Source organism: Nonomuraea sp. NPDC049714 (genome assembly GCF_044465295.1).
Classification (GTDB): Bacteria; Actinomycetota; Actinomycetes; order Streptosporangiales; family Streptosporangiaceae; genus Nonomuraea.
The window spans coordinates 138,391-162,300 of sequence record NZ_JBITLM010000010.1; the positions used below are offsets into that span (position 1 = coordinate 138,391).

Sequence of the window (23,910 nt, forward strand, 5' to 3'; positions counted from 1 at the left end):
TATGCTCGGCGCAAGCTCGAACGAAGGCAGGAACGATGGACGACAAGCTGCCCGACGGGCTCGACCTGCTCTGGAAACGGCTCGAACAGCCGGAGCCCAAGATGGGGTTGAGCCTGTCCCGCATCGTGCAGGCGGCGGTGGAGCTGGCCGACGCCGGCGGCCTCGACGCCGTCTCGATGGCCAGGGTCGCCGAGCGGCTCGGCTTCACCACGATGTCGCTCTACCGGCACGTCAAAAGCAAGAACGAGCTGCTGCTCCTCATGCTGAACGCGGTCGCGGCACTGCCGGCCGAGATGGCCGACCCGGCCGAACCCGGCGACGACTGGCGGCTCGGGCTGGAGCGCTGGTGCCAGGCCCAGTGGGTGATGCTCCGGGCCCACACCTGGATCGTGCACCTGCCCATCACCGGGCCGCCGATCACACCCAACCAGCTCGCCTGGACCGACCGCGCCCTCGCCACGCTGCGTGGCACCGGTCTCACCGAAAGCGACAAGGTCGGCGTGGTGCTCCTGGTGGCCAACTACATGCACACCGCCGCCCGGCTGACCGCCGACCTCGGCCAGGCCGCTTCGGGCGAGTCGATCGCCGCCTACAGCACCCTGCTGGGCGCGCTCGCCGACGAACGGCGTTTCCCAGCACTGCGTACGGCGATCGACGCGGGGGCGTTCGACTACCCGGCGGGCACTCCCGAGGAGGAGCGGCGGTTCGACTACTCCTTCGGCCTCGCGCGGATTCTGGACGGTGTGGCGGCTCTCATGACCGGGCCTCCCGGAAAGTGAGCGCCGGGGAGCACATCGGCTGCTCCCCTACGGCCAGAAGCCGATCACTCTAGCCATCCGGCAGGCCTATGAAACAGTCGGACGGGCCGTACACGCGGGTCGGCTGAGCGGCCCTTTCGCCGCCGGCCGCCCGCGCTCACTGGCTCGCGACCCCGGGCAGAGCCAGCCGCTGTGCGTTCCCCATTCCCGGGTAGCCGGCCACCTGGCGTGCCTGGCCGGTGTTGACGTCGACCGCGTACGTGCGGGTGTCGTCCCGGTGCCGGTAGACGACCTCGACCTTGGATCCGCTGGTCCATAGAGCAGTGCCGGCCACAGCGCTGTTACGACCTCCGGGCAGCCCGCGGATGGACACCTTCCGCAAGGTTCGTCCGGTCTTGGCGTCCAGCACAGTGAGTTTGCGCTTGGTCTGGTCCGGGAACTCGAAGGCGGCCACCGTGCGGCCATCCGGGGCGATCTCGCTGAACATGATGAACTTCCCGTCGAAGCGCACCGGCCGGCCGCCGCCGGTGACCGGCATCCGCCACAGGTCGGTCTTGATGTAACGGACCAGCGCGGCGATGCCGCCCCTGATGCTGATCACCTCGTACTTGCCGTCCACCGGCCTGCTCTTGCCGGTACGGACGTCGATCAGCAGCCCGGGATCCTTGGTCCCCTCACGCGGATCGAAGATCACGTAACGGCCGTCGTCGGAGAGCGCCAGCATGGAGCCGATGCCGATCCGCTCCTCCTTCACGGCGACAGGCGAGATCACCTGCGTGCCGCCCACCAGGTCGCGGACCACGTGCGCCTGGGCCTGGCGACTGTAGTAGACGATCATGCGCCCGTCCCGGCTGACCGCCATGGGCACGCTGTGGTCCTTGGTGGTGCTGACCAGCGCCTGCGGCACCCGGTAGGTCTTGCCGCTCCGGGTGACCACCCGCCACTCGACCGGGCTGCAGTCGACGCGGAACGGGTTGCTCTGGGTCGTACAGGTCGTCTGGAACGCGTACGCGATCGGCCCCACCGCCCCGTCCGGCAGGTCGGCAATGGTGTCCACCCGCTGTGGCGCGGCCGTGCGGTCGGCTCGCTGCCACGGCAACGCCACGGCGGCGCTCGCCACGGCCACCACCGCGACCGTCGCGACGGCGGCCAGCACGGCGCTGGCCCGCCGGCGCCGGAGGCCCGCCACGGCCACGTCGGCCAGGTCCACCAGAGGTGCCTCTGCGGCGATGCCGTCCAGCGCCTCATGCAGCCTCGTCATCGGGCCACCTCCTCGATCTCCAGATCGTTCAGCAGGTATGCCAACTCGGGCGCGAGCGCCCGCAGGCGGGCCAGCGCGCGATGCGCCTGGCTCTTGACGGTGCCGGGCGCGCAGCCGAGCGCCTCGGCGGTCTGCGCTTCGGTCAGGTCCTCCCAGAACCGCAGCACGATCACGGCCCGCTGCTTGGGCGCCAGCTTGGCCAGAGCCTGGCGTAACACGATCCGCTGGAGCGCGGCGTCATCATGGGAGGCGCCACGCTCCGGCAGATCGGCGCTCGGCACCTCCAGCCGCCGCCGGCGCCCCCATGAGATGTACTGGTTGACGAGCGCCTTGCGGGTGTACGCCTCGGGATGGCCGCCGGACAGCTTGGACCACTGGCCCGCGACCTTGATCAGGGCGCTCTGCAGCAGGTCCTCGGCGAGGTGCGCGTCTCCCGTGAGCAAGTACGCCGTCCGTATCAGCGACTGCTGGCGGGCGAGCACGAACTCGCGGAAGTCGTCGTGACGATCCAAGGTGATCTCCTCTCACCCGTATCAACGCCACCCACCGGACGAAAGGTTGCGCCCATCTCCCAGGCGTCGCGATACGGAAGGAGAAACGAAAGAGAGCCGTACGGCATCCGTACGGCTCTCTTGAAGAAAGACCTACTTGGCGTTGGCCCTGAGGTAGTCGCTGTTCATCTGGGCGATGGTGTCCAGCGGGATGCCCTTGGGGCAGACGGCCGTGCACTCGCCGGTGTTGGTGCAGCCGCCGAAACCTTCGGCGTCCATCTGGTCCACCATGGCCTTGGCGCGCGAGAGGCGCTCCGGCTGGCCCTGGGGCAGCAGGCTCAGATGGGTGATCTTGGCGGCGGTGAAGAGGGAGGCCGAGCCGTTGGGGCAGGCCGCCACGCAGGCGCCGCAGCCGATGCAGGTGGCCGCGTCGAAGGCCGAGTCGGCGTCCTCCTTGCGGACGGGGAGGCTGTGCGCGTCGGGCGCCGATCCGGCCGGGACGGACACGAAACCGCCCGCCTGGATGATGCGGTCGAACGCGCTGCGGTCCACGACCAGGTCCTTCACCACCGGGAACGGCGCGGCCCGCCACGGCTCGATGGTGATGGTGGCGCCGTCCTCGAAGTGGCGCATGTGGAGCTGGCAGGTGGTGGTGGCCACCTGCTCGCCGTGGGCGACGCCGTTGATGACCATGCCGCACATGCCGCAGATGCCTTCGCGGCAGTCGTGGTCGAAGGCGATCGGGTCGTCGCCTTCGAGGATGAGGCGTTCGTTCAGGACGTCGAGCATCTCCAGGAAGGACATGTCCGGAGACACTTCTTCAACTCGATATTTCACCATCCGTCCGGAGTCGGAGGGGCCGCTCTGACGCCAGACCTTGAGGGTCAGGTTCACTTGTAACTCCGCTGGCTCATCTTGACGTAGTCGTACTCGAGCGGTTCCTTGTGCAGCACCGGCTCACCCGTGGGCGAGTGCTCCCAGGCCGACACGTGCGCGAAGTGCTCGTCGTCGCGCAGGGCCTCGCCGTCGGCGTCCTGCGACTCGGCGCGGAAGTGGCCGCCGCACGACTCCGAGCGCACCAGGGCGTCCAGGCACATGAGCTCGGCCAGGTCGAAGAAGTCGGCCACCCGGCCGGCCTTCTCCAGCACCTGGTTCAGCTCCTCGTTGGTGCCGGAGACCTTGACGTTCGCCCAGAATTCGGCACGCAGCTCGGGGATGCGCTCCAGCGCCTTGCGCAGCGACTCCTCGGTGCGCTCCATGCCGCAGTAGTCCCACATGAGCCTGCCCAGCTCCCGGTGGAAGGAGTCCGGGGTGCGGGTGCCGTTGACGGCGAGCAGCCGCTCGATCCTGGACGTCACCTTGGCCTCGGCCTCGGCGACCGCCTCCTCGTCGACCTCGCCGAACGGCCCGGCCGCCAGATAGTCGCCGAGGGTGGTCGGCAGCACGAAGTAGCCGTCGGCCAGGCCCTGCATCAGCGCGGACGCGCCGAGCCGGTTGGCGCCGTGGTCGGAGAAGTTGGCCTCGCCGACCACGAACAGGCCGGGGATCGTGGACTGCAGGTCGTAGTCCACCCACAGGCCGCCCATCGTGTAGTGGACGGCCGGGTAGATGCGCATCGGCTGCTCGTACGGGTTCTCGCCGGTGATGCGCTCGTACATCTCGAAGAGGTTGCCGTACTTCTTCTCCACGGCGTCGCGACCGAGCCGGCCGATCGCGTCACGGAAGTCGAGGTAGACGCCGAGCCCGCCGGGGCCGACGCCACGGCCCTCGTCGCAGACGTTCTTGGCGGCGCGGGAGGCGATGTCCCGGGGGACGAGGTTGCCGAAGGCGGGGTAGATCCGCTCCAGGTAGTAGTCGCGCTCGTCGTCCGGGATGTCGCCGGGGACGCGGTCGTCGCCCTTGCGCAGCGGCACCCAGACGCGGCCGTCGTTGCGCAGCGACTCCGACATCAGCGTCAGCTTCGACTGGTACTCGCCGGAGACCGGGATGCAGGTGGGGTGGATCTGGGTGTAGCAGGGGTTGGCGAAGTACGCGCCCCGCTCGTGCGCCCGCCAGATCGCCGTGGTGTTGCACCCCTTGGCGTTCGTGGACAGGAAGAACACGTTGCCGTAGCCGCCGGTGGCGAGCACCACGGCGTCGGCGACGTGCCGCTCGATCTCGCCGGTCACCATGTCGCGCACGATGACGCCGCGCGCCCGGCCGTCGGCGACGATCAGGTCGAGCATCTCGTGCCGGGTGAACATCTCCACGGTGCCGGCCGCGACCTGCCGCTCCAGCGCCTGGTAGGCGCCGAGCAGCAGCTGCTGGCCCGTCTGGCCGCGGGCGTAGAACGTACGGGAGACCTGGGCGCCGCCGAAGGAGCGGGTGTCGAGCAGCCCGCCGTACTCGCGGGCGAACGGCACGCCCTGGGCGACGGCCTGGTCGATGATGTTCACCGAGACCTGGGCCAGCCGGTAGACGTTCGACTCGCGGGAGCGGAAGTCGCCGCCCTTCACCGTGTCGTAGAACAGGCGGTAGACCGAGTCGCCGTCGCCGCGGTAGTTCTTGGCCGCGTTGATCCCGCCCTGGGCGGCGATGGAGTGCGCGCGCCTGGGCGTGTCCTGGTAGCAGAACGACTTGACGTTGTAGCCCAGCTCGCCCAGCGTCGCGGCGGCGGACCCGCCGGCCAGGCCGGTGCCGACCACGATCACGTTGAGCTTGCGCTTGTTGGCCGGATTGACCAGCTTGGCGGCGAACTTCCGCTTCTCCCAGCGGTCCTCGATCGGACCTTCGGGAGCCCTGGTGTCCTGGATCGGCGAGCCCTCGGTGTACTTCACTTGATCACTCCGAACGTGATGGCGAGGGGCGGGGCGAGGAAGCCGAGGACGAGTACGGCGGAGACCAGCGCGGCGCCCGTGCGCAGTGCCTTGTAGCGGTTGCGGTTGGCCCAGCCGAGCGTCTGGAAGGCGCTCCAGATGCCGTGCCGCAGGTGCAGACCGACCATGACCACGGCCACGAGGTAGATCAGCGTCATCCACCACCGCGACGGGTCGAACCCGGCGATCATCCGGTCGGCCGGGGTGGAGACGGGGCCCTTCGGGTTGACCACACCGAAGGTCAGGTCGAGCAGGTGCCAGACCAGGAACAGCACGATCGTGACGCCGCCGTACCGCATGATGTGCGTGGAGTAGCCGCCGGCCTGCGACTTCTTCGCCGCGTACTTCACCGGTCGGGCGGCGTGGGCGCGGCGCGACAGGGAGACGGCGGCCCAGATGTGCAGGATGACCGAGACGGCGAGCACGACCTCCACGATCGTCAGCAGCGTCCGGTACGGCGCGAGCGGCTCCAGCAGGGTGCGCAGGGCGGCCGCGTAGTCGTTGAACGAGTCCCTGCTGATGAAGATCTTGAGGTTGCCCAGCATGTGGGCGACGAGGAAGAGCACCATCACGGCCCCGGTGACGGCCATGACGACCTTCTTGCCGTTGGACGAGGCCAGGAACCCACGTGGCCTACCGCGCGTTGGCTTGTCAGCGGGCTTGGGGGGGATCGGCGCAGTAGCGGCGCCGCGCTCTATCGTGGCTGTCACATCTTCCGACGCTAGGTACCCAGCAACGGTTCGTCCAAGTCATCGCGGGCCTGGTTTCCATAGCCCCCGGCTATGATGTCTGGTTTGTACGGCCGACATAAGGACATCCGAGTCAGCCGGTGCGAGGAAAATCACATGCAGCTGCAGCAGTTGGCGTACTTCGTCGCGGTGGCGGAGAGCAGGCATTTCACCCACGCGGCCCAGCGGATGCGGGTCGCCCAGCCGTCGTTGAGCAAGCAGATCAAGGCTCTGGAGACCGAGCTCGGCGCTCCGCTGTTCTCGCGCGCCCGGGGCAACGTCACGCTGACCCCGGCGGGCGAGGCGCTGCTCCCGCTCGCCCGCCGCATGCTGGCCGACGCCGACACCGCCAGGCAGGAGGTCGCCGAGCTCGCCGGCCTGCGCCGGGGCCGGGTCCGGCTGGGGGCGACGCCGTCGCTGTGCGCCGGGCTGATGGCCGACGTGCTGGCCCGCTTCCACGACGCCTACCCGGGCATCGGCCTGCTGGTGGAGGAGGGCGGCTCGCGTGACCTGGTGCGGGCGCTGGCCCGCGGCCAGCTGGACCTGTCGCTGATCATCATGCCGTTGCAGCATGACGACCCCTCCCTGGTGACCGAGGACATCCTGCGCGAGAACCTCGTGGTGGTCTCGCCGGCGCACGATCAGATACGCAAGCCGTACCTGCGCATCGACGACCTGCGCGGCCGGCCGCTGGTGATGTTCCGGCGGGGCTACGACCTGCGGGAGGCGACGCTGGCGGCCTGCCGGCAGGCCGGGTTCGAGCCGAGGTTCGCCATCGAGGGCGGCGAGATGGACGCGGTGCTGCGGTTCGTCGAGGCCGGGCTGGGCGTGGCCGTGGTGCCGTCGATGGTGCTGGACGGGCGGCCGGGGGTGGCGGGCACGCCGCTGGCGCCGCCGGGTCTGTCCAGGACGATCGCGCTGGCGCACCGCAAGGATGTGGAGCCGACCCGCGCGGCGCAGGCGTTCCGCGCTACTCTGCTCGCCTTCGTCCTCGAAGCCGGACAGGACGGCACCCTTCCACAAGGGGTGGAACTCATCGCAGAATGAGCACCGACGGCCCCACTTCCCGAAGAGGCGTGTGTGACGGCAACTCTCTCCGAAACGCTGACGCTGCTCCTCATAGAGGACGATGACGGGGATGCGTTCCTCGTCGAGGAGCTGCTCAGGCAGGCCGAAGCGCCACCGAGGATCACCTGGGTGCGCAGCCTGGCGGAGACCAGGGCCGAGCTGACCTCGAAGATCCAGTGCGTGCTGGTCGACCTCTCGCTGCCCGACGCCACCGGCCTGGAGGCGCTGGAGCAGGTGCTGCGGATGGCCCCGCACGCGGCGGTGCTCGTCCTCACCGGTCTGCGCGACGTGCACGTCGGGGTGGCGGCCGTGCAGGCGGGAGCCCAGGACTACCTGGTGAAGCAGGACGTCGACGCCCGTCTGCTGGCCAGGGCGATCCGTTACGCGATGGAACGCAAGCGGGCGGACCTGGCGCAGATCAGGCTGGTCGAGGCCGAGCTGACGGCCAAGGAGAACGCCCGCCTGGAGAACGGCCTGCTGCCCGTTCCCCTGCTGCGCACCAAGAAGCTGGAGCACGTCACGCGCTACCTGCCGGGGACGCAGGGCTCCCGGCTCGCCGGTGACTTCCTCGACACCGTGCAGACCCCCGACGGCTTCGTGCACATCGTGGTGGGCGACGTGTGCGGGCACGGCCCCGACGAGGCCGCGCTCGGGGTGGCGCTGCGCATCGCCTGGCGCACGCTGGTGCTCGCCGGGCAGAGCGGTGACCTGCTGCTGCGCACGATGGACACGCTGCTGCGGGCCGAGCGCAAGGCGCCGGAGATCTTCACCACGCTGTGCATGGCGACGATCACGCCGGACCTGAGCCACGCCAGGATGCGGGTGGTCGGCCACCCGCCTCCGGTGCTGGTGCGCGACGGCGTCGTCGAGGTGCTCGGCGGCGGGCCGTCCGGGCCGCCGCTCGGCATCTTCCCCGACATCGAGTGGTCGGTCATCGACGTGCCGCTGGGCGAGCGGTGGTCGATGATGCTCTACACCGACGGCCTGATCGAGGCGGCGGTCGGCGAAGACAGGCAGCTGCTGGGCGTCGACGGTCTGGTGGACCTCGTCAGGCAGCACGGGACCATCGACCTCGACCGGCTCATCCGGCATGTGGGCACGCTCAGCGACGACCTCGCCGCGATGCTCGTCAGCAGGAGCGTCACATGAGCATTCATCCCCTGCCTCCGCCCAAGCCGGCCACCGGGATCGGCCGGCTGCCGGTCGCCCGCTGGTTCGTCTTCGCCGCCGCGGTGACCACGGCGGCGTTCCTGGCCGGGGCGGCGGTCATCATGAAGATGATCGCCGACGCCCGTGCCATGAACCCCAAGCCCGAGGTCGCCGAGCAGATCGGCCTGCTGAACGTGGCGCTGTGGGTGCTGTTCCTGGTGCTCCTGGCCGCGGGCCTGGGGCTGGGGTTCATCGTGTACTTCGCCGTGCTCAAGCCCATCGCCCAGCTCACCGACCAGGTGCGCACCGTCGCGGGCGGCGACTTCGACCACAGGCTGGGCGTCGAGCGGCCCGCGGAGCTCGCCGAGCTGTCGAGCCACGTCGACTCCATGCGCAGGCGCATCCTGTCGGCCTGGCGCACCGCCTCGGACCAGGCCGACGAGCTGCGGCGCTCCAACGGGGACCTGGAGCAGTTCGCGTACGTGGCCAGCCACGACCTGCAGGAGCCGCTGCGCAAGGTCGCCAGCTTCACCCAGATGCTCGATCAGCGCTACGGCGACCAGCTCGACGACCGCGCCAAGCAGTACATCCACTACGCGGTCGACGGCGCCAAGCGGATGCAACTCCTGATCAACGACCTGCTCGACTTCTCCAGGGTCGGCCGGGTCACCAACGGGCGCGGCGCCGTGGCGACCCGGCCGGCGCTGAACGCGGCACTGGAGAACCTGTCGGCGGCGATCGAGGACGCCGAGGCCACCGTCACCGCGGACGAGCTGCCCACGGTGCTGGGCAACCGCACCCAGATCACCCAGCTCTTCCAGAACCTGATCGAGAACGCCGTCAAGTTCCGCTCCGAGTCGCCGCCCCGCATCCACATCGGCGCCACCAGGTCCGGTGACATGTGGGAGTTCAGCTGCTCCGACAACGGGATCGGGGTCGCGCCCCGGTTCGCCGAGCGGATCTTCCTCATCTTCCAGCGGCTGCACCCGCGGGACGTCTACCCCGGCACCGGGATCGGGCTCGCCCTCTGCCGCAAGATCGTGGAGTTTCACGGCGGGCAGCTCTGGCTCGACGCGAGCGGCGAGGACCAGGGCACCACATTCCGCTGGACGCTACCCGCCGCCGGAGAGGGCGACCATGATTGACTGGCGACCGATCGAAGTGCTCCTCGTGGAGGACGACCAGGGCGACATCCTGCTCACCAGGGAAGCGTTCGAGCTCAACAAGGTGCGCAACCGCCTGCACGTGGTCACCGACGGCGAGCAGGCGATGGCGTTCCTGCGGCGCCAGGAGGGCTACGGCGGCGTGCCGCGGCCCGATCTCATCCTGCTGGACCTCAACCTGCCCAGGAAGAGCGGCCTGGAGGTGCTCGGCGAGATCAAGGCCGACAGCGATCTGCGGATGATTCCGGTGGTGATCCTGACGACCTCTGAGGCCGAAGAGGACATCCTGCACAGTTACCGGTTGCACGCGAACGCGTATGTCTCCAAGCCGGTGGACTTTGCGCAATTCATAAGGGTTGTCCGCCAAATCGATAACTTTTTCGTGACCGTGGTGAAGTTGCCCCACCTGGGCAGTACCCCTGACGGGGGTACGTGACAGGAATCACAGCGGGTCATTGAAAAAGTGAGTGATGCTCCTCACAAATCCACATGCGGTCGTCGTAACGTATCCCACACCAACGCGCGCCGGTACGGCTCAGCCCGACCGCATACGCGCCACAACGAACGAACCCGGATCCCAGGCGTGCGGGGTCCGCGGGAGGTGGAGAGGTCCGCGATGACCCAGACGACGCCCGATGCAGCTCCAGTGAGAAGGCAGCGTGCCCAAGTCAAGGTGCGCACGCTGCGCACCGACCGATGGTGGCTCGCTCCGCTGCTGACGTTCCTCGGGCTCAGTTCATTCCTTGTCTACGGTGTGTGGGCGATCCTCGACACCAGCTACTTCGTCGACCCGTACATCGCACCGTTCTCGTCCCCGTGCCTGGCGACCTCGTGCCCCGAGGGGGCCAGGTTCCTGGGCTGGGCGCCGTTCGGTGACTGGTACACCCTGCCGCCGGGGCTGCTGATCCTCGGCCTGCCGGGCGGGTTCCGGCTGACGTGTTACTACTACCGCAAGTCGTACTACCGCTCCTTCTGGCTGTCGCCGGCCGCGTGCGCGGTGCAGGAGCCGCACGGCAAGTACACCGGTGAGACGCGCTTCCCGCTGATCGTCCAGAACGTGCACCGCTACTTCTTCTACTTCGCGGTCCTCATCGGCGGCGTGCTCACCTATGACGCGATCCTCGCGCTCATCCACAAGCCGGTCGGCCTCGGCACCTGGATCCTGGTGCTCAACGCCGTCCTGATCCTCGGCTACACGTTCGGCTGCCACTCCTGCCGCCACATCACCGCGGGCCGGCTCAACCACTTCTCCCGCCATCCCGTCCGCTACCGGGCCTGGACGTTCGTCTCCAAGCTCAACGCCCGGCACCAGCAGTTGGCATGGGCCTCGATGTTCTCCGTCATGGGCGCCGACTTCTACGTCCGCCTGGTGGCCAAGGGCATCATCGCCTTCCCGTTCGCGTAAGGATCTTTCAGTGGAAATCGAGCGTCACGAATACGACGTCATCGTCATCGGCGCAGGAGGCGCCGGGCTGCGGGCGGCCATCGAGGCGCGCCAGCAGGGCAAGCGCACCGCGATCGTCTGCAAGTCGCTGTTCGGCAAGGCCCACACGGTCATGGCCGAGGGCGGCGCCGCGGCCGCGATGGGCAACGTCAACTCCGACGACAACTGGATGGTGCACTTCCGTGACACCATGCGGGGCGGCAAGTTCCTCAACAACTGGCGGATGGCCGAGCTGCACGCCAAGGAGGCCCCTGACCGGGTCTGGGAGCTTGAGGCGTGGGGCGCGCTGTTCGACCGCACCAAGGACGGCAAGATCAGCCAGCGCAACTTCGGCGGCCATGAGTATCCCCGCCTGGCGCACGTGGGCGACCGCACCGGCCTGGAGCTGATCCGTACCCTCCAGCAGCGCGTGGTCGCGCTGCAGCAGGAGGACTACGAGACGCACGGCGACTACGAGGCCTACATCAAGGTCTTCCAGGAATGTACGATCACCCGCCTGCTCAAGGACGGTGACCGGATCTCCGGCGGTTTCGGCTACTGGCGCGAGACCGGCAACTTCGTCCTCTTCGACGCCCCGGCCGTGGTCCTGGCCACCGGCGGCATCGGCAAGTCCTACGTCGTCACCTCCAACTCCTGGGAGTACACCGGTGACGGCCACGCCCTGGCCCTGCTGGCCGGCGCGAACCTGATCAACATGGAGTTCATCCAGTTCCACCCGACCGGGATGGTCTGGCCGCCCTCGGTGCGCGGCATCCTCGTCACCGAGTCGGTGCGCGGCGACGGCGGTGTGCTGCGCAACTCCGAGGGCGAGCGGTTCATGTTCAAGTACGTCCCGGACGTCTTCAAGGACAAGTACGCCACCAGCGAGGAGGAGGGCGACCGCTGGTACACCGACCAGGCCAACAACCGCCGCCCTCCGGAGCTGCTGCCGCGTGACGAGGTGGCGCGCGCCATCAACGCCGAGGTGAAGGCCGGCCGTGGCTCGCCCCAGGGCGGCGTCTACCTCGACGTCTCCACCCGGCTGCCCGCCGAGGAGATCAAGAGGCGGCTCCCGTCGATGCACCACCAGTTCAAGGAGCTGGCCGACGTCGACATCACCGCCGAGCCCATGCAGGTGGGCCCGACCTGCCACTACATCATGGGCGGCGTCGAGGTGGACGCCGACTCCGGCGCGGCCTCCGTGCCCGGCCTGTTCGCGGCGGGCGAGGTCTCCGGCGGCATGCACGGCTCCAACCGGCTGGGCGGCAACTCGCTGTCGGACCTGCTGGTCTTCGGCCGGCGGGCGGGCGCGGGCGCGGCGGCCTACCTCGACGGGCTCGCGGCCCGGCCCAAGGTGGATCAGTCCCAGGTGGACGCCGCCCGCGAGGAGGCCGAGGCGCCCCTGCACCGCTCCGGCGAGAACCCGTACGAAGTGCACCAAGAGCTCCAGCGGACGATGAACGAGCTCGTCGGCATCATCCGCAAGGCCGAGGAGGTGTCCGAGGCGCTGGAGGTCGTGGAGAAGCTCAAGGAGCGCGTCCAGCTCGTCGGCGCGGCCGGGACTCGCATCTACAACCCCGGCTGGCACCTCGCCCTGGACCTGCGCAACATGGTCCTGGTGTCGGAGTGCGTGGCCCGCGCCGCGCTGCTGCGCCAGGAGAGCCGGGGCGGGCACACCCGCGACGACTTCCCCGGCATGCGGCCCGAGTGGCGGCGCAAGCTGCTCACCTGCTCCACCGACGACGGCGCGTCGATCACGATCGAGGAGAAGGCCCAGCCCGCGATGCGGGACGACCTGATCACGCTCTTCGATCGGGACGAGCTGTCCAAATACCTCACCGACGAAGAGATGGCCGAATTCGACAGGATCGCGAAGTCATGAGCTACAAGGCAAAGTTCAAGGTCTGGCGCGGAGAAGGCGGCGAGGGCCAACTCGAGGACTTCACCATCGAGGTGAACGAGGGCGAGGTCGTCCTCGACATCATCCACCGCCTCCAGGCCACCCAGGCCCCCGACCTCGCGGTCCGCTGGAACTGCAAGGCCGGCAAGTGCGGCTCCTGCTCCATGGAGATCAACGGCAAGCCCCGGCTGGGCTGTATGACGCGGATGTCCACGTTCAGCGAGGACGAGACGATCACCGTCACGCCGATGCGGACGTTCCCCGTCATCAAGGACCTCGTCACCGACGTCTCCTACAACTACGAGAAGGCCAGGGAGGTCCCCTCCTTCACGCCTCCGGAGGGGGTCCGGCCGGGCGAGTATCGGATGCAGCAGGTCGACGTGCAGCGGGGCCAGGAGTTCCGCAAGTGCATCGAATGTTTCATGTGCAACAACGTCTGCCACGTCATCCGTGACCACGAGGAGAACAAGCCGGCCTTCTCCGGGCCGCGCTTCCTCATCCGGATCGCCGAGCTGGACATGCACCCGTACGACGTGGTGCCGGACCGCAAGGAGACGGCCCAGGAGGAGCACGGCCTCGGCTACTGCAACATCACCAAGTGCTGCACCGAGGTCTGCCCCGAACACATCAAGATCACCGACAACGCGATCATCCCGATGAAGGAGCGCGTGGTCGACACCAAGTACGACCCGCTGGTGTGGCTGGGCAACAAGATCTTCAAGCGCTCGAAGTAGCCGGTGACGTGAGGTGACGTGGCGGGGCCCCTGGGTCCCGCCACGTCGCGTGTCCGGGGTGGACTACTTCCGGCGGCGGCCGATCCCGCGCTTGGGCTTGCCCGCCGGAGGCAGCGGCTGGACGACCGTCGTCTCGGCGGGCGTCTCGGTCGGCGTCTCGGCCGGCCACGGGATGTCCGCGCTCTCGGGCGCCGGGCTGTGGCCGGGCAGCGGAAGCACGCCGCCCCACGGCTCGGAGTCGCCCGGCTCGGCGGCCGAGGCCGAGGGCAGCGGCCGCTCCGGGGAGTCCTCGTACGGCTTCGCGCCGCCGGGCGGGATGTCGGCGGGCGGCGCCTCCGGCGGGATCACCGGCTCGAACGGCGACCGGTACACCTCGGTCTCCGGCGACGTCTTCAGCGGCGTCTCCAGCGGTGTGTCCCCGTGGGGCGGCCGGTACATCTCCCCTCCGGGCTCCGGCTGGTGGCTGAAGGAGTCGAACTGGTCCGGCTGCAGCACCACGGGCTCCGGCTGGGCCGGCGCCGGCTCGTCGGGAACGTAGCCAGGCTGGGTGTAGGCGTTCGGATCCTGATAGACCGCGCCGTACTGCACCTGACCGCCCGGATAGGTCTGCACCGGGACGAAACTGATGATCGGCGCGTACGCCGTGCCACCCGGATAGCCGGGGGCGGGCATGGCGGCCGTGGCGTAGCCGGGGCCCGCCGGATAGCCGTGCGGGTCGGGATGGCCAGGGTGCCCGGTCATGACTCCTGCCATGGGTCCGGCCTTGCGGACCGCCGCGGCGTGGGCCATGCGGCGCAGCCGCCCCTCGAAGATGAGCACCGCGAACAGCACGAGCAGCACCAGGACCAGCGCGGGGATGCTGAGCTGCTGGGTCAGGCTCCGCTGGTCGAACTCCGGCGCCGCGTTGCGCATCTCGAGCGGGATCTCGTCCGTCTCGGCCGACTGGCCCTCGGTGGGGGGCGGCGAGGTCGGGGCCTCCGTCGTGCCGGTCACCGGAGGCAGCACGACGTCGGTGTCCTGGGGCGTCGCCGAGACGCTCGGCACCTCAACGGTCTGCGACGGCAGGGTCGCCGGCGGCGGCGCGGTGGTCTGCGTGACCGGCGTCGGCTCCGGCGCCTTCGTGGTCTTCGTCGGCTTGGGAGTCGGGGTCGACTTCGGCGTCGGATTCGCCGTGACGGTCTTGGTGATCGTCGTCTCCGGCGCCTCGGCCTCGGAGCTGGGGGTCGGCAGGGTGGTGGTGACCGTGACAGTGGTCTCGGGCGGGCACTCGACGCCGGCTTCGCACGGCTCGATCTCGATAGGATCGTAGGCGACGGCCGAGGCGCTCGCGCCGTAGCCGACGAAGGGGCTGGCGCCCACGCTGGTCAAGGTCAGTGCGAGCAGCACCGCGGACACGGCCGTCGCTCCGGTACGTGCCACCAGTGCCCTCCGCGCAATCCCGCAACCATGGTCAAGGGAATACTAGTCGGGTAAATGCAACAGTAAAGACCGATTTACAACACCTTTCTCCTTGTACGTCCCCGATGCGCCTTGCTGATTGCCCACAGCCCTGCCATCAACACCGCGATCCCTCCCGCCGCCGCCGACAGCCCACGGCCTCCGGCCAGCGGATTCACCACTTCCGCGGCCTGCAACCGCACCTGCGGCGCGGCCACCGCCCGGGGCAGCGGCGCCCCCGGGGCATCCATTGACACGCCGGTGACTGAGGGCGACGCGGACGCGGTGGGAAGGACCGCCGGAGGCAACTCCGCCGCGTTCTCCCCTTTCCCCTCACGCGCGGCTCCGAGAGGAGGCTCCCGCCAGAGACCCCCAGCCACCCCCGCCTCGGTGCCGCCGACCGGCACACCACCCCGCCCCACGCCCCCGCCAACCTCCACGCCCCCAGCCTCCAGACCAGGCCGCACACCCCCAGCCTCCAGGCCGGACCGCGCGTCCCTCGCCTCCAGGCCGGACCGCGCACCGCCAGCCTCCAGACCAGGCCGCAAACCTTCTGCGGCCTTCAGGCCAGGCCGCTCAGCGGCCTGCGGCACGCGTTCCCCGCCCTGCTGCCCTGGCCGCAGGCCCCCACCGGCCTGATCGCCCGATCGTGCCTGCTCAGCAACCCGCCGCAAGCCCTTACCGGCCGGCCCATCTGGCCGTACGGCCTCAGCCCCCGGCCGTACAGCCTCAGCCCCCGGCCGTACGGCCTCAGCCGCAGGCCGCAGGCCCTCAGGCGCGCCGGCTTCCCTGCCTTGCGGTACGTCAGCCTTCTTGAGCTCTCCCACGCCCTCAGCCCTGCCCGGCTTCCCCGGCTGCCCGACGACGACCCCGGCCCTGCCCGGCTTCCCGGCGATCCCGGCCCTGCCAGGCTTTCCCGACTGCCGGACGACCCCGGCCTTGCCCGGCTCCCCCTGGTTCGTGGAGCCCTCGGCCGTTGCCGAGGTCACCGACTGCTCGGCGACCTCGGTCGACCCTGGCACCTCGGGCTGTTGGGGGACCTCCGCCGTCCCCGGCTCGCGGGTCTGCCGTCGCGTCCTCGTGACCGTCTTCGCCTCGCGTTGCCGTACGGTCTGGCGCTTGTTGGCCCTGGCTTCGGGGCCGACGCGCACCGCCTCCCCGCCGAGGGCGGGCGCGTCGTCCGGCTCTGCGCCCCGCACCGGTACGCCGGTGGCCTCGGTCATGGTCGTCAGGCCCTTCCCGCCCCCCAGGCGCACCCTGGCCACGGCCGCGAGCGCCACTTCGCCCGCCCCCTCCGGGACGGTGAGCACCACGTCCACGGCCCGTCGGCCGGAGAGCTCGCCCAGGACGCACGCCCGCGCTCCGGCCGCGACCGCCGTACTCGACCCCGAGGCCTCCATGCCGGCGAGAGTCCGCGCGGCGAGCGCACTGGCAGCGGAGACGCCGTCGGACGAGCCGGCTGAGATCCCTTCACCGGAGGCCGGAGCAGCATCCGCGCCGAGCCCCGAAGAGGACATCACGGACGCCGAGCCATCACGCTCGACCGCCCCCTCCCACGCCGTCGGCTCAGCCTGCGACACCGTCGGCTCAGCCGCACCCTGCGAGGCGAGCGGCTGCCGCGTGGTCAGTGCCTGCGGGTCAGTGGCGGGTGTCCCGTTGGCCGGTTGCTTCACGCGGGACGGCGACGAGCAGGTCAGGGTGGTGAGGGCATGGACGGGCGTGGTGGCCACGGCCAGCCGGGCGTCGGGCGCCGCCCCGTTGAAGCGCACCCGGTACCGCAGCACGTCCCCCGCGCTGACCCCGGTGCGCAGGCCGGCGGAGTCGTCCACCCGGTCGAGCACCATGGTCACCCCGGCCGCCGCCGCGGGCACCGCCGGCGCCGCCACCAGAACCAGGGCTCCGCCCACGATCCAGCCCCGATTCATTGAAGCCGCCTCCCCCGATGCGACGATTACTACCAGTAATACTTATGTCACACAGAGCAACTATTCAACCCTTGCGACAGCAGTTTCTCCACGGCCTCCATCACCGGCAGGTCGGCCCCCAGCCACTCCACGTCGTAGTATCCGCCCGGCTCCAGCCACCGAAGCGCCAGGTGCTCCTTCGCCTCCGGGGTCCCCGATGTCACCGTGGCGAACCAGACGCGCAGCACGTACCCCTCGCTCAGCGGCCAGTCCCCACCGACGCGCTCCCCGACGCCGACCTCGACCCCGAGCTCCTCCCGGCACTCGCGCACCAGGGCCTCGATCTCGCTCTCCCCCGGATCGACCTTCCCGCCGGGGAACTCCCATCCCCCTGCCAGCTCAGGCGGGTCGGCGCGCTGCGCGGCGAGCACCCGGCCGCCCGGGTCGAGGATCACCGCGGCGACCACGATCACCGTCATCAGGCGTTCTCCAGCCTCTCCAACTGGGCGATCACGTCAGGGTTCCGCAGCGGCCGGGTGAAGCCCACGATCTTGTCCCGGTTGTCGTAGGCCGTCACCTTGATCGGCCCGCACAGGCGGCAGCGCGCCTCCACCATCTTCCCCTTCGACACGACCATCCCCACATGTCCAGGATTGTTCGGCGAGGTGCCGGGCCCCGCGTCGAAAAACACTAAGTCCCCCGGCTGCTCGCTGCCCTGCTCGATCTTCACCCCGAACGGCCACTGCGTGAACGTGGTGCGCGGGATCGACAGCCCCGCGGCGCGGTAGGCGGCGAACACGATGCCCGAGCAGTCGAACGAGTCCGGCCCGGTCCCGCCCCACACGTACGGCTTGCCACGCTGGTCCAGCGCGTACGCCAGGATCTTCGCGACCACGTCGCTGGGCGCGGCCTCGACCAGCGGGTCGTCACAGGCGTCGTCCGCCTCCGGCGGCACCTCGACCTCACCGGACTTGGCGTACCCCCTGGCGATCTCCTGGACCTGGTCCACGTACCACCAGGCGCGGTTGTAGACGAACAGCGCGCCCCGCACGTTCTCGGGGGCGCCGTTGCGCTTGAGCATCTTGGCGGCGCCGAGGATCGCGTCGTCGGGGTTGTAGACGTCGCCGACGCCGTCCCCGTCGCCGTCGGAGGCGTAGCCGTTGAACTGCGACGACATCGGGATCCTGGCCTTGCCGCCCCACGTGCTGATCAGGAACTGCATCGGGCCGGCCGCGCCCGCGTAGTTGGTGCCGCTCTTCACGCCCGGCAGGTCGGAGCGGCCGTGGTTCGTCTCACGCTTGCCGACGGCGGCCAGGACGCTCCACTGGACGCCGACCTTCTCGCCGTGCTTCCGGTAGAGCTCCAGGTACTCGGCCGGGATGTCGGCGGCGGCCGAGTCGGAGGCCTCCTGCACCCGCGTGCCGTCGTCGGTGCAGTCGGGCTGCTCGCCGCCGTTGCCGATGAAGGACGGGATCGACGTCATCATCATCGGCGACATGATCACCAGGGCCAGCAGCAGCATCCCGGCGACCACGACCGCCAGGAGGACGCGAGGGCGGGAGACGTTCACCCTTCGGGGTCTCCGTCCTGACCTTCGCCGGCGGGCCGCAGCTCGAAGACCCGCCAGTCGGAGCCGAGCTGGCTGACCGTGACCGCGTACTCCTCCGCCAGCTGCTTGGTGCCGCTCTTCGTGGCGAGCTGCTGCGTGCCGGCCACCACGAACACGACGGAGGTCTTGTCCACCTGCCGGATCTCCTTGAGCGCGGCCGTCGCCGTGGAGACCACCTCGTCGGCGCGGTTGCGCTCCACCGTGCCGGGCGAGGTCAGGGTCCTGGCGAGGATGTCGCCCAGCTCGGCCGTGGTGTACTGCTTCACCCGCGCCGCGTAGGCCGCCGGGTCCTCGTCGTGGCGGAACGTGCCGTACTCGACGGTGAACCGCTCCGCCAGGTCGGCGGCGGCGGCGAGCTGCTCCTTCGACATCGGCAGGTAGGAGTAGACGTCGAAGGGCGCGTCGCTGGCGGTGGCCAGCGGTGTGCTCTCGACGACGGGCGAGCTCGTGGTGACGCCGGCAGGCGCCTGTTCCGCGACCGGCTCCTCAGGATCCGGCCACAGCGCCAGGTAGAGCCCCACAGCGGCGATGATCACCACGACGGCGGCGAAGGCCACCCCTCGCCTGTCACCGGGCTGGGCCATGATCAGTCCTTGTCGGGATTGGACGGGTTGAGCCAGAACGGCACCGGGGGCTCGTCCTTACGGGAGCTGCCCCACAGCGGTGGCGGCTCCGAACGCCTGTCGGAGCCGGAGGAGCCGCCGAACATCCCGCCGCCGGACCCGCCGGACCCGCCGCCGAAGACCCGGCCGTCAGGGTTGCGGCCGAAGATGCCGCCGCCCGAGGAGCCGTTGGACGAGCCGTTCGACCGGGAGTCGCTCCAGCGGGAGCGGCGCGAGCCGCCGGACCCGCTGAAACGGGACCCGCCTGACCGGGAGCCGCCCGAGCCACCTGACCCGCCCGACCGTGAACCGCCCGAGCCGCCGGACCCGCCGAAGCGGGAGCCGCCCGACCGTGAGCCACCCGACCGGGAGCCGCCGGAGCCACCCGAGCTCCGCGAGCCGCCAGAGCCCCCTGAGCCACCGCGAGGCGCCCAGCCACCGCCGGAACGGCCGCCGAACCAGCCGCCACCACCCGAGCCACCTGTGCCGCCTGTGCTGCCTGTGCCGCCGCTGGACGCGCCCGTGCCGCCTCCCGTGCCGCGCGGGCCCGCCCCGGGCGAGGCGCCACGGGTGCGGGTGGGCGTGCCGCCCAGGTTGAGCGGCGGCGCGTCACCCTGACGCGGCGCCGGTCCCTGCCTGCCGGCCGCCCTGCCGCCCTGCTGGTCCGTGTCCAGAGGCGCGGGCACCCGGACACCCGACGGCGTCGCCGCGCCCTCCGACTCCTCGCCCCTGGCCCGGCCCTGCGCGACGGCGGAGGCCACCCCGCCCGCCACGCCGCCGGTGGCCGCGTGGATGAGGGGCTCGGCCTTACGCGCGCCCCAGCGTCCGATCCTGGCCGAGGCGACCGGCGGCAGCACGTTCGAGGCCCGCTCCAGCACCGGCGAACTCGCCGCCTCACCGAGCATGCGGGTGGTCAGCGTGTGACCGCCCATCGAGGCGAACAGATGCTGGAACGGCCGCCGGTAGAAGAACACCGCGATCGTCAGCAACGCCATGAACAGGATCTGCAACCCCCAGGGCATCGCCGTGGAGATGATCAGCGCGTAGCCGTACACGAGCACGCTGAGCACGAGCGCGAGCACGGCCTGCCTGAGCAGGGTGCCGATCAGCATCTCCACCCAGCGCATGGCGATGATCCGCCCGCTGCCCGGATGGACGCCGATCAGCAGGAACACCGGCCCGAGTATCAGCAACAACAGGAAGCCCACCTTGAGCACCAGCAGCGAGACCGCCACCAGGAAGATGAGCACCCCCGCCACCAGGGCGGCGATGAGCGCGCCGATGGCCACGCCGAGCCTGCTCGTCCAGTCCCGGCCGGAGAAGATGAAGTAACGCGAGTCGTTTTTCAGCTTGTCGGCGATCTCGATGTACTTCGCCTGGTGGGCGGCTCTGTCCGGCGCGGGGTTGGCCGCTGTGGCCGCCGGTATGGACTGGGTCTCCAGCATGACGCGGCCGAAGTCGCGGACGATGGGCTGGTTGGGGTCGGCGGTGCCGAACTGGCCCATCAGCCAGGGCTTGCACACCAGCGTGGACCACAGGGCGTCGGCGTTCTGGTCGACGCCCGGCGTGCCGTTCTGGCCGAACCCGCCGGCCTTGACGTCGGGGCTGGCGTCGCCGGGCGGCGGCAGGCAGGAGGCGCCGCCCGCGCCGGGCAGCCCGGAGAACGCGGAGTTGACCACTTCGCCGGTCTTGTCGGTGACGATCTTGCCGAGCCCGGTGAAGTCCTGCGGCCGGCTGAGGAACCAGGTCGCCACCGTGACCGCGAGCACCATCCAGATCACGCCTTCGGCGGTGGTGGTGGCCCGCTTGCGGATCAGGCCGTACCAGGCCAGCCAGATCGCGCCGAGGATCACGATGGGCTGCAGGTAGGGCCAGTACATGGCCTGCGCCAGGTTCGTGACGATGTCGTCGACGACGTCCTTGATCGACTGGAGCGGTCCCTCGGTGGCCGCCGCCTGGTAGGTGGTGATCGTCAGCCGGTCGACGGCCTTGGCCCACAGGAAGATCGTGTTGGCCCAGGAGTTGCCGAGGACCGCGGCGATGTCGGAGCAGCCGAGCTCGTGCGTGTGCCAGAACTGGCCGCTCATGCCGAACTGGCCGTAGTTGGTGGTGGGTGGCTGTACGCCGCCCTCCGGCACCGGCGCCGCCATCAGGCCGTCGGTGCCGCTGCCGATCACCTCGGGGGCGAGCTCGCCCGAAAGGTCACAGGGCGCCGCCGCGGCGGGCGACATGCTGCCCACGACGAGCGGCACCACCAGGATGCCCAGCAGCACCACCAGGGCAAGCGTCAACCGTCTGGATAGTCGGATCCTCATGACCGCACCTCCTGCGCCCGGACCACTCCCCCTTGAAGATCATGCCCGTTGCCGTCGGGTTTGTCGTGTGTCGGGTTCGTGTCGAGCCAGCGGAGCAGGTCCTCGGAGATCAGATCCACCCCGATCCGCCCTGCCCTGCCGTCCAGATCACGAAAAATGCACTCACCGTTGCCGAGTGAGCGCAAGACGGCCTTGTGCTCCTCAGATGCTTCCACCCCGAGCAGTGACATGACGTGGTCGACCTCCACGCGTTCGGTGGACCGGAAGGCGAAAACGGAGGACAGGCAGTTGGTCACCTGTTCGTTGAGCAGGTCGCCGGCGTTCTGCGACACCAGGACGAGTGCGGTGTTGCGGGAACGGCCCATCCGGCTGACCTCGGGCACCAGCTTGGCGCCCTCGGGCGTGGAGGTGATCGCCCACGCCTCGTCGAGGAAGATCGCCTTGGGCGCTCGCCGGTCCAGCCCGTTCATCAGCCGCCGGGCGAACTGGGAGACCAGATAGAGCAGCGCCACCGACAGGCGCTGCTCGTAGGAGTAGTCGTCCCTGGTGGTGGCCACGTCGGGCAGCGTCAGACCGCCCAGGGTGAACACGGTGGTCCACCCCTCCGAGTCGATCTGGTCGCCGCCGGAGGGGTCGAAGCAGAGCCGGGCCAGGTGCATCTCCGACATCGAGCGCAGCACCGCGCCCAGGTTCTTCGACGCGGCGTCCTCGGTCTGCTCCAGGTAGTCGACGACCTTGCCGAGCGAGGGGTCGGGCGCGTTCGACACCGCCGCCACCGCCTGGATCATCGCCGACTCGCGCTCCTCCGACATCCTCGGCAGCAGCAACCGCAGCGTCTCGGTGGCCATCGTCTTCTTGGCCGCGATGTCGTCGCCGAACGAGAACGGGTCCAGCAGCCCCGGCGCGGCCGAGCCGAGCGGGATGATCCGCGCCTTGCGCTCGCGCTTCTGCAGCAACTGCACGAGCGACTCGGCGTCGCCCTTGGGGTCGATCACCGCGACGGTGACCCCGCGCAGGGCCATCTGGTAGATCATCAGCAGCGCGAGCGTCGTCTTGCCGCCGCCCGGCTCGCCGGTGATCGCGATGGCGGTCGGGCGGTTGCGGCTGGCCGCGAGCAGCGGGTCGAAGTGCACGATGCTGCGCGCCCTGCCGACGGTCTCGCCGATGTACGGGCCCAGCCAGCCCTCACCTGCGTCCTCCAGCCGGTCGCCGAGGTCCACGGTGGCCGTCGCCATGCCGCCCGCGATCGTCCGCAGCGGCTGGCGCTGGGCGTAGGCGTTGACGCCCACCTTCTCCCCCGGCAGCGCCTCGCAGAACAGCGAGAACTGGTCGCCGGTGGAGTTGACGACGTCGATGCCCATGTCGCGGTAGTGCTCGACGACCGCCTCCACCCGCTGCACGCAGATGTCCTCGGACGGGGCCGACACGATCAGCCGGTGCCATCCGTACACGAAGGGCAGTCGCTCCTTGGTGATGCCGTGCTCCAGCATGCGGGCCGCGTCGATCTGCTCGGCCAGCGCCAGCGGCGCCTCCGCGCCGGCCTCCCGGATGTGGATGTCCATGTCGCGGGCGTGCGCCAGCTTGCGCGCCACATCCCTGGACGCCTTGACCGGGGGGATCAGCCGCATCCGCGAGGAGATCTCCACCGGGAAGGGCAGCTGGTCGGAGAAGTGCATCCACGGCTCGCCGTCCGGGAACGGCATGATGTCGGGGAACCGGGCGAACGACAGATGCGCCACATAAGAGTCACCCTGCGGCTGCACGATGCGCAGCAGCGACCTGCCGTTGTGGATCTCGCCTTCGACCAGCGACTCGATCTCGCCCTTGCCCCAGCGCCGCTTCGGGCTGGCCGACGGCGGCGCGTCCGCCAGCGCCCCCGCCGCCGCGTGCTGGAACAACCACGCCACCTCGACCGAGGTGGCGTGACGGGCGTACAGGGCGCTGGAGGAGAGGGCCCGGCCCAGCCGTTCGGCCTGCTCGGTCCATCGGCGGATCTCGCCGTCGGGCACGTGGTCGTCGTCGAGGCCGAGCGCCTTCTCCGTCCGCTGGTAGAAGCCGAACAGCTGCGAGAGCACCCCGCTGCCGAGCTGCTTGCCCCGGGGACCGAGCCGTACGCCGAGATAGACCTCCTTGGACCAGAAGTCCTTCGCCCAGACGTGCCGGTACATCTCCTCCAGGTAGTCGCGCCAGCCCGGCCCCTCGTCGGAGGTGGAGTTGAGCGCCATCGCCCACTCGGCCGCCGGATAGGCGCGATGCGCCACCCGCAGGTGGACCTCGGCGTCCGGCATCCTGATCGCCGCCAGCGCGATCGTGATGTTGGTGGCCAGCGACTCCCGCTCCTCCGGCGTGACGAACTCGTAGCTGACCGTGGGGAGACGGAAGTACGCCCATGCGGAGGAGTCTGTGAGCAGGATGCGGTCGTCGAAGTAGCGGACCGCCAGGCGCTGATGCGCTCGGGACGCCCTGCTCATGCCGCCCCCTCGGCGCATGAACTGGCCATACCTGCTCGCATG

20 protein-coding genes are annotated in these 23,910 nt (G+C 70.0%); 8 read left to right on the forward strand and 12 right to left on the reverse strand.

What is annotated here, in order from left to right; translation table 11 throughout:
* Positions 1 to 35: 35 nt before the first annotated feature.
* Positions 36 to 779 (forward strand): TetR/AcrR family transcriptional regulator, encoded by a 744-nt coding sequence (locus ACIBQX_RS33900; protein WP_397011792.1) that lies wholly within the window; start codon positions 36 to 38, stop codon positions 777 to 779.
* Positions 780 to 915: 136 nt separating this feature from the next.
* On the opposite strand, the gene ACIBQX_RS33905 is transcribed toward ACIBQX_RS33900, so the two are convergent.
* The 5 genes from ACIBQX_RS33905 to ACIBQX_RS33925 form a co-directional block, all read right to left on the reverse strand.
* Positions 916 to 2,019 carry a hypothetical protein gene (locus ACIBQX_RS33905; RefSeq protein WP_397011794.1) on the reverse strand — a complete coding sequence of 368 codons (1,104 nt, stop codon included), beginning with the start codon at positions 2,017 to 2,019 and terminating at the stop codon, positions 916 to 918.
* Entirely contained in the window at positions 2,016 to 2,531 is a 516-nt protein-coding gene (locus tag ACIBQX_RS33910; RefSeq protein ID WP_397011796.1) for a SigE family RNA polymerase sigma factor, read from the reverse strand. Before ACIBQX_RS33910 ends, ACIBQX_RS33905 begins: the two co-directional genes overlap by 4 nt.
* A gap of 132 nt (positions 2,532 to 2,663) precedes the next feature.
* The gene (locus ACIBQX_RS33915; RefSeq protein ID WP_397011798.1) at positions 2,664 to 3,404 is read right to left on the reverse strand and encodes a succinate dehydrogenase/fumarate reductase iron-sulfur subunit; all 741 of its coding nucleotides are present in this window, start codon (positions 3,402 to 3,404) and stop codon (positions 2,664 to 2,666) included.
* A complete protein-coding gene (locus ACIBQX_RS33920) occupies positions 3,401 to 5,326 on the reverse strand; it encodes a fumarate reductase/succinate dehydrogenase flavoprotein subunit (RefSeq protein WP_397011800.1) in 1,926 nt (641 codons plus the stop codon). The genes ACIBQX_RS33915 and ACIBQX_RS33920 overlap by 4 nt, the downstream gene beginning before the upstream one ends.
* Entirely contained in the window at positions 5,323 to 6,075 is a 753-nt protein-coding gene (locus ACIBQX_RS33925) for a succinate dehydrogenase cytochrome b subunit (protein WP_397011802.1), read from the reverse strand. The genes ACIBQX_RS33920 and ACIBQX_RS33925 overlap by 4 nt, the downstream gene beginning before the upstream one ends.
* 135 nt (positions 6,076 to 6,210) lie before the next feature.
* Between ACIBQX_RS33925 and ACIBQX_RS33930 the strand changes: the two genes are divergently transcribed.
* The 7 genes from ACIBQX_RS33930 to ACIBQX_RS33960 all read left to right on the forward strand — a co-directional run bounded on the left by ACIBQX_RS33930 (position 6,211) and on the right by ACIBQX_RS33960 (position 13,530).
* Positions 6,211 to 7,140: a LysR family transcriptional regulator gene (locus ACIBQX_RS33930; protein ID WP_397011804.1), complete on the forward strand. Its 930-nt coding sequence runs from the start codon at positions 6,211 to 6,213 to the stop codon at positions 7,138 to 7,140.
* A 33-nt stretch (positions 7,141 to 7,173) separates the two neighbouring features.
* On the forward strand, positions 7,174 to 8,310 hold the full coding sequence (locus tag ACIBQX_RS33935; RefSeq protein WP_397011806.1) for a PP2C family protein-serine/threonine phosphatase: 1,137 nt from the start codon (positions 7,174 to 7,176) through the stop codon (positions 8,308 to 8,310).
* Positions 8,307 to 9,455 carry an ATP-binding protein gene (locus ACIBQX_RS33940; RefSeq protein WP_397011808.1) on the forward strand — a complete coding sequence of 383 codons (1,149 nt, stop codon included), beginning with the start codon at positions 8,307 to 8,309 and terminating at the stop codon, positions 9,453 to 9,455. The genes ACIBQX_RS33935 and ACIBQX_RS33940 overlap by 4 nt, the downstream gene beginning before the upstream one ends.
* Positions 9,448 to 9,909: a response regulator gene (locus ACIBQX_RS33945; RefSeq protein WP_397011810.1), complete on the forward strand. Its 462-nt coding sequence runs from the start codon at positions 9,448 to 9,450 to the stop codon at positions 9,907 to 9,909. The genes ACIBQX_RS33940 and ACIBQX_RS33945 overlap by 8 nt, the downstream gene beginning before the upstream one ends.
* A gap of 180 nt (positions 9,910 to 10,089) precedes the next feature.
* The gene (locus ACIBQX_RS33950; RefSeq protein ID WP_397011812.1) at positions 10,090 to 10,878 is read left to right on the forward strand and encodes a hypothetical protein; all 789 of its coding nucleotides are present in this window, start codon (positions 10,090 to 10,092) and stop codon (positions 10,876 to 10,878) included.
* A gap of 10 nt (positions 10,879 to 10,888) precedes the next feature.
* Complete coding sequence (locus tag ACIBQX_RS33955) at positions 10,889 to 12,778, forward strand: fumarate reductase/succinate dehydrogenase flavoprotein subunit (protein ID WP_397011814.1); 1,890 nt, start codon at positions 10,889 to 10,891, stop codon at positions 12,776 to 12,778.
* Positions 12,775 to 13,530 carry a succinate dehydrogenase/fumarate reductase iron-sulfur subunit gene (locus ACIBQX_RS33960; protein WP_397011816.1) on the forward strand — a complete coding sequence of 252 codons (756 nt, stop codon included), beginning with the start codon at positions 12,775 to 12,777 and terminating at the stop codon, positions 13,528 to 13,530. The genes ACIBQX_RS33955 and ACIBQX_RS33960 overlap by 4 nt, the downstream gene beginning before the upstream one ends.
* A gap of 63 nt (positions 13,531 to 13,593) precedes the next feature.
* Here ACIBQX_RS33960 and ACIBQX_RS33965 read toward each other — a convergent pair whose 3' ends face one another.
* From ACIBQX_RS33965 to ACIBQX_RS33995, 7 genes are all read right to left on the reverse strand, one after another.
* A complete protein-coding gene (locus ACIBQX_RS33965) occupies positions 13,594 to 14,949 on the reverse strand; it encodes a hypothetical protein (protein ID WP_397011818.1) in 1,356 nt (451 codons plus the stop codon).
* Positions 14,950 to 15,023: 74 nt separating this feature from the next.
* Positions 15,024 to 16,892, reverse strand: a complete 1,869-nt coding sequence (locus ACIBQX_RS33970) for a hypothetical protein (RefSeq protein WP_397011820.1) — start codon at positions 16,890 to 16,892, stop codon at positions 15,024 to 15,026.
* Positions 16,893 to 16,939: 47 nt separating this feature from the next.
* A complete protein-coding gene (locus tag ACIBQX_RS33975; RefSeq protein WP_397011822.1) occupies positions 16,940 to 17,350 on the reverse strand; it encodes a (deoxy)nucleoside triphosphate pyrophosphohydrolase in 411 nt (136 codons plus the stop codon).
* Positions 17,350 to 18,441: an NlpC/P60 family protein gene (locus ACIBQX_RS33980; RefSeq protein WP_397011824.1), complete on the reverse strand. Its 1,092-nt coding sequence runs from the start codon at positions 18,439 to 18,441 to the stop codon at positions 17,350 to 17,352. The genes ACIBQX_RS33975 and ACIBQX_RS33980 overlap by 1 nt, the downstream gene beginning before the upstream one ends.
* Positions 18,438 to 19,064, reverse strand: coding sequence for a hypothetical protein (locus tag ACIBQX_RS33985; RefSeq protein WP_397011826.1), 627 nt, complete (start codon positions 19,062 to 19,064; stop codon positions 18,438 to 18,440). The genes ACIBQX_RS33980 and ACIBQX_RS33985 overlap by 4 nt, the downstream gene beginning before the upstream one ends.
* Before the next feature lie 2 nt (positions 19,065 to 19,066).
* Complete coding sequence (locus tag ACIBQX_RS33990) at positions 19,067 to 21,397, reverse strand: type IV secretion system protein (RefSeq protein WP_397011828.1); 2,331 nt, start codon at positions 21,395 to 21,397, stop codon at positions 19,067 to 19,069.
* Positions 21,394 to 23,868 carry an ATP-binding protein gene (locus ACIBQX_RS33995; protein WP_397011830.1) on the reverse strand — a complete coding sequence of 825 codons (2,475 nt, stop codon included), beginning with the start codon at positions 23,866 to 23,868 and terminating at the stop codon, positions 21,394 to 21,396. Before ACIBQX_RS33995 ends, ACIBQX_RS33990 begins: the two co-directional genes overlap by 4 nt.
* Positions 23,869 to 23,910: the final 42 nt, after the last annotated feature.

Coding starts and splice junctions, on each gene's coding strand:
- ACIBQX_RS33900 (WP_397011792.1), top strand. CDS start 36: ATGGACGACAAGCTGCCCGACGGGCTCGACCTGCTCTGGAAACGGCTC.
- ACIBQX_RS33905 (WP_397011794.1), bottom strand. CDS start 2,019: ATGACGAGGCTGCATGAGGCGCTGGACGGCATCGCCGCAGAGGCACCT.
- ACIBQX_RS33930 (WP_397011804.1), top strand. CDS start 6,211: ATGCAGCTGCAGCAGTTGGCGTACTTCGTCGCGGTGGCGGAGAGCAGG.
- ACIBQX_RS33940 (WP_397011808.1), top strand. CDS start 8,307: ATGAGCATTCATCCCCTGCCTCCGCCCAAGCCGGCCACCGGGATCGGC.
- ACIBQX_RS33945 (WP_397011810.1), top strand. CDS start 9,448: ATGATTGACTGGCGACCGATCGAAGTGCTCCTCGTGGAGGACGACCAG.
- ACIBQX_RS33950 (WP_397011812.1), top strand. CDS start 10,090: ATGACCCAGACGACGCCCGATGCAGCTCCAGTGAGAAGGCAGCGTGCC.
- ACIBQX_RS33960 (WP_397011816.1), top strand. CDS start 12,775: ATGAGCTACAAGGCAAAGTTCAAGGTCTGGCGCGGAGAAGGCGGCGAG.
- ACIBQX_RS33970 (WP_397011820.1), bottom strand. CDS start 16,892: ATGAATCGGGGCTGGATCGTGGGCGGAGCCCTGGTTCTGGTGGCGGCG.
- ACIBQX_RS33975 (WP_397011822.1), bottom strand. CDS start 17,350: ATGACGGTGATCGTGGTCGCCGCGGTGATCCTCGACCCGGGCGGCCGG.
- ACIBQX_RS33985 (WP_397011826.1), bottom strand. CDS start 19,064: ATGGCCCAGCCCGGTGACAGGCGAGGGGTGGCCTTCGCCGCCGTCGTG.
- ACIBQX_RS33990 (WP_397011828.1), bottom strand. CDS start 21,397: ATGAGGATCCGACTATCCAGACGGTTGACGCTTGCCCTGGTGGTGCTG.
- ACIBQX_RS33995 (WP_397011830.1), bottom strand. CDS start 23,868: ATGAGCAGGGCGTCCCGAGCGCATCAGCGCCTGGCGGTCCGCTACTTC.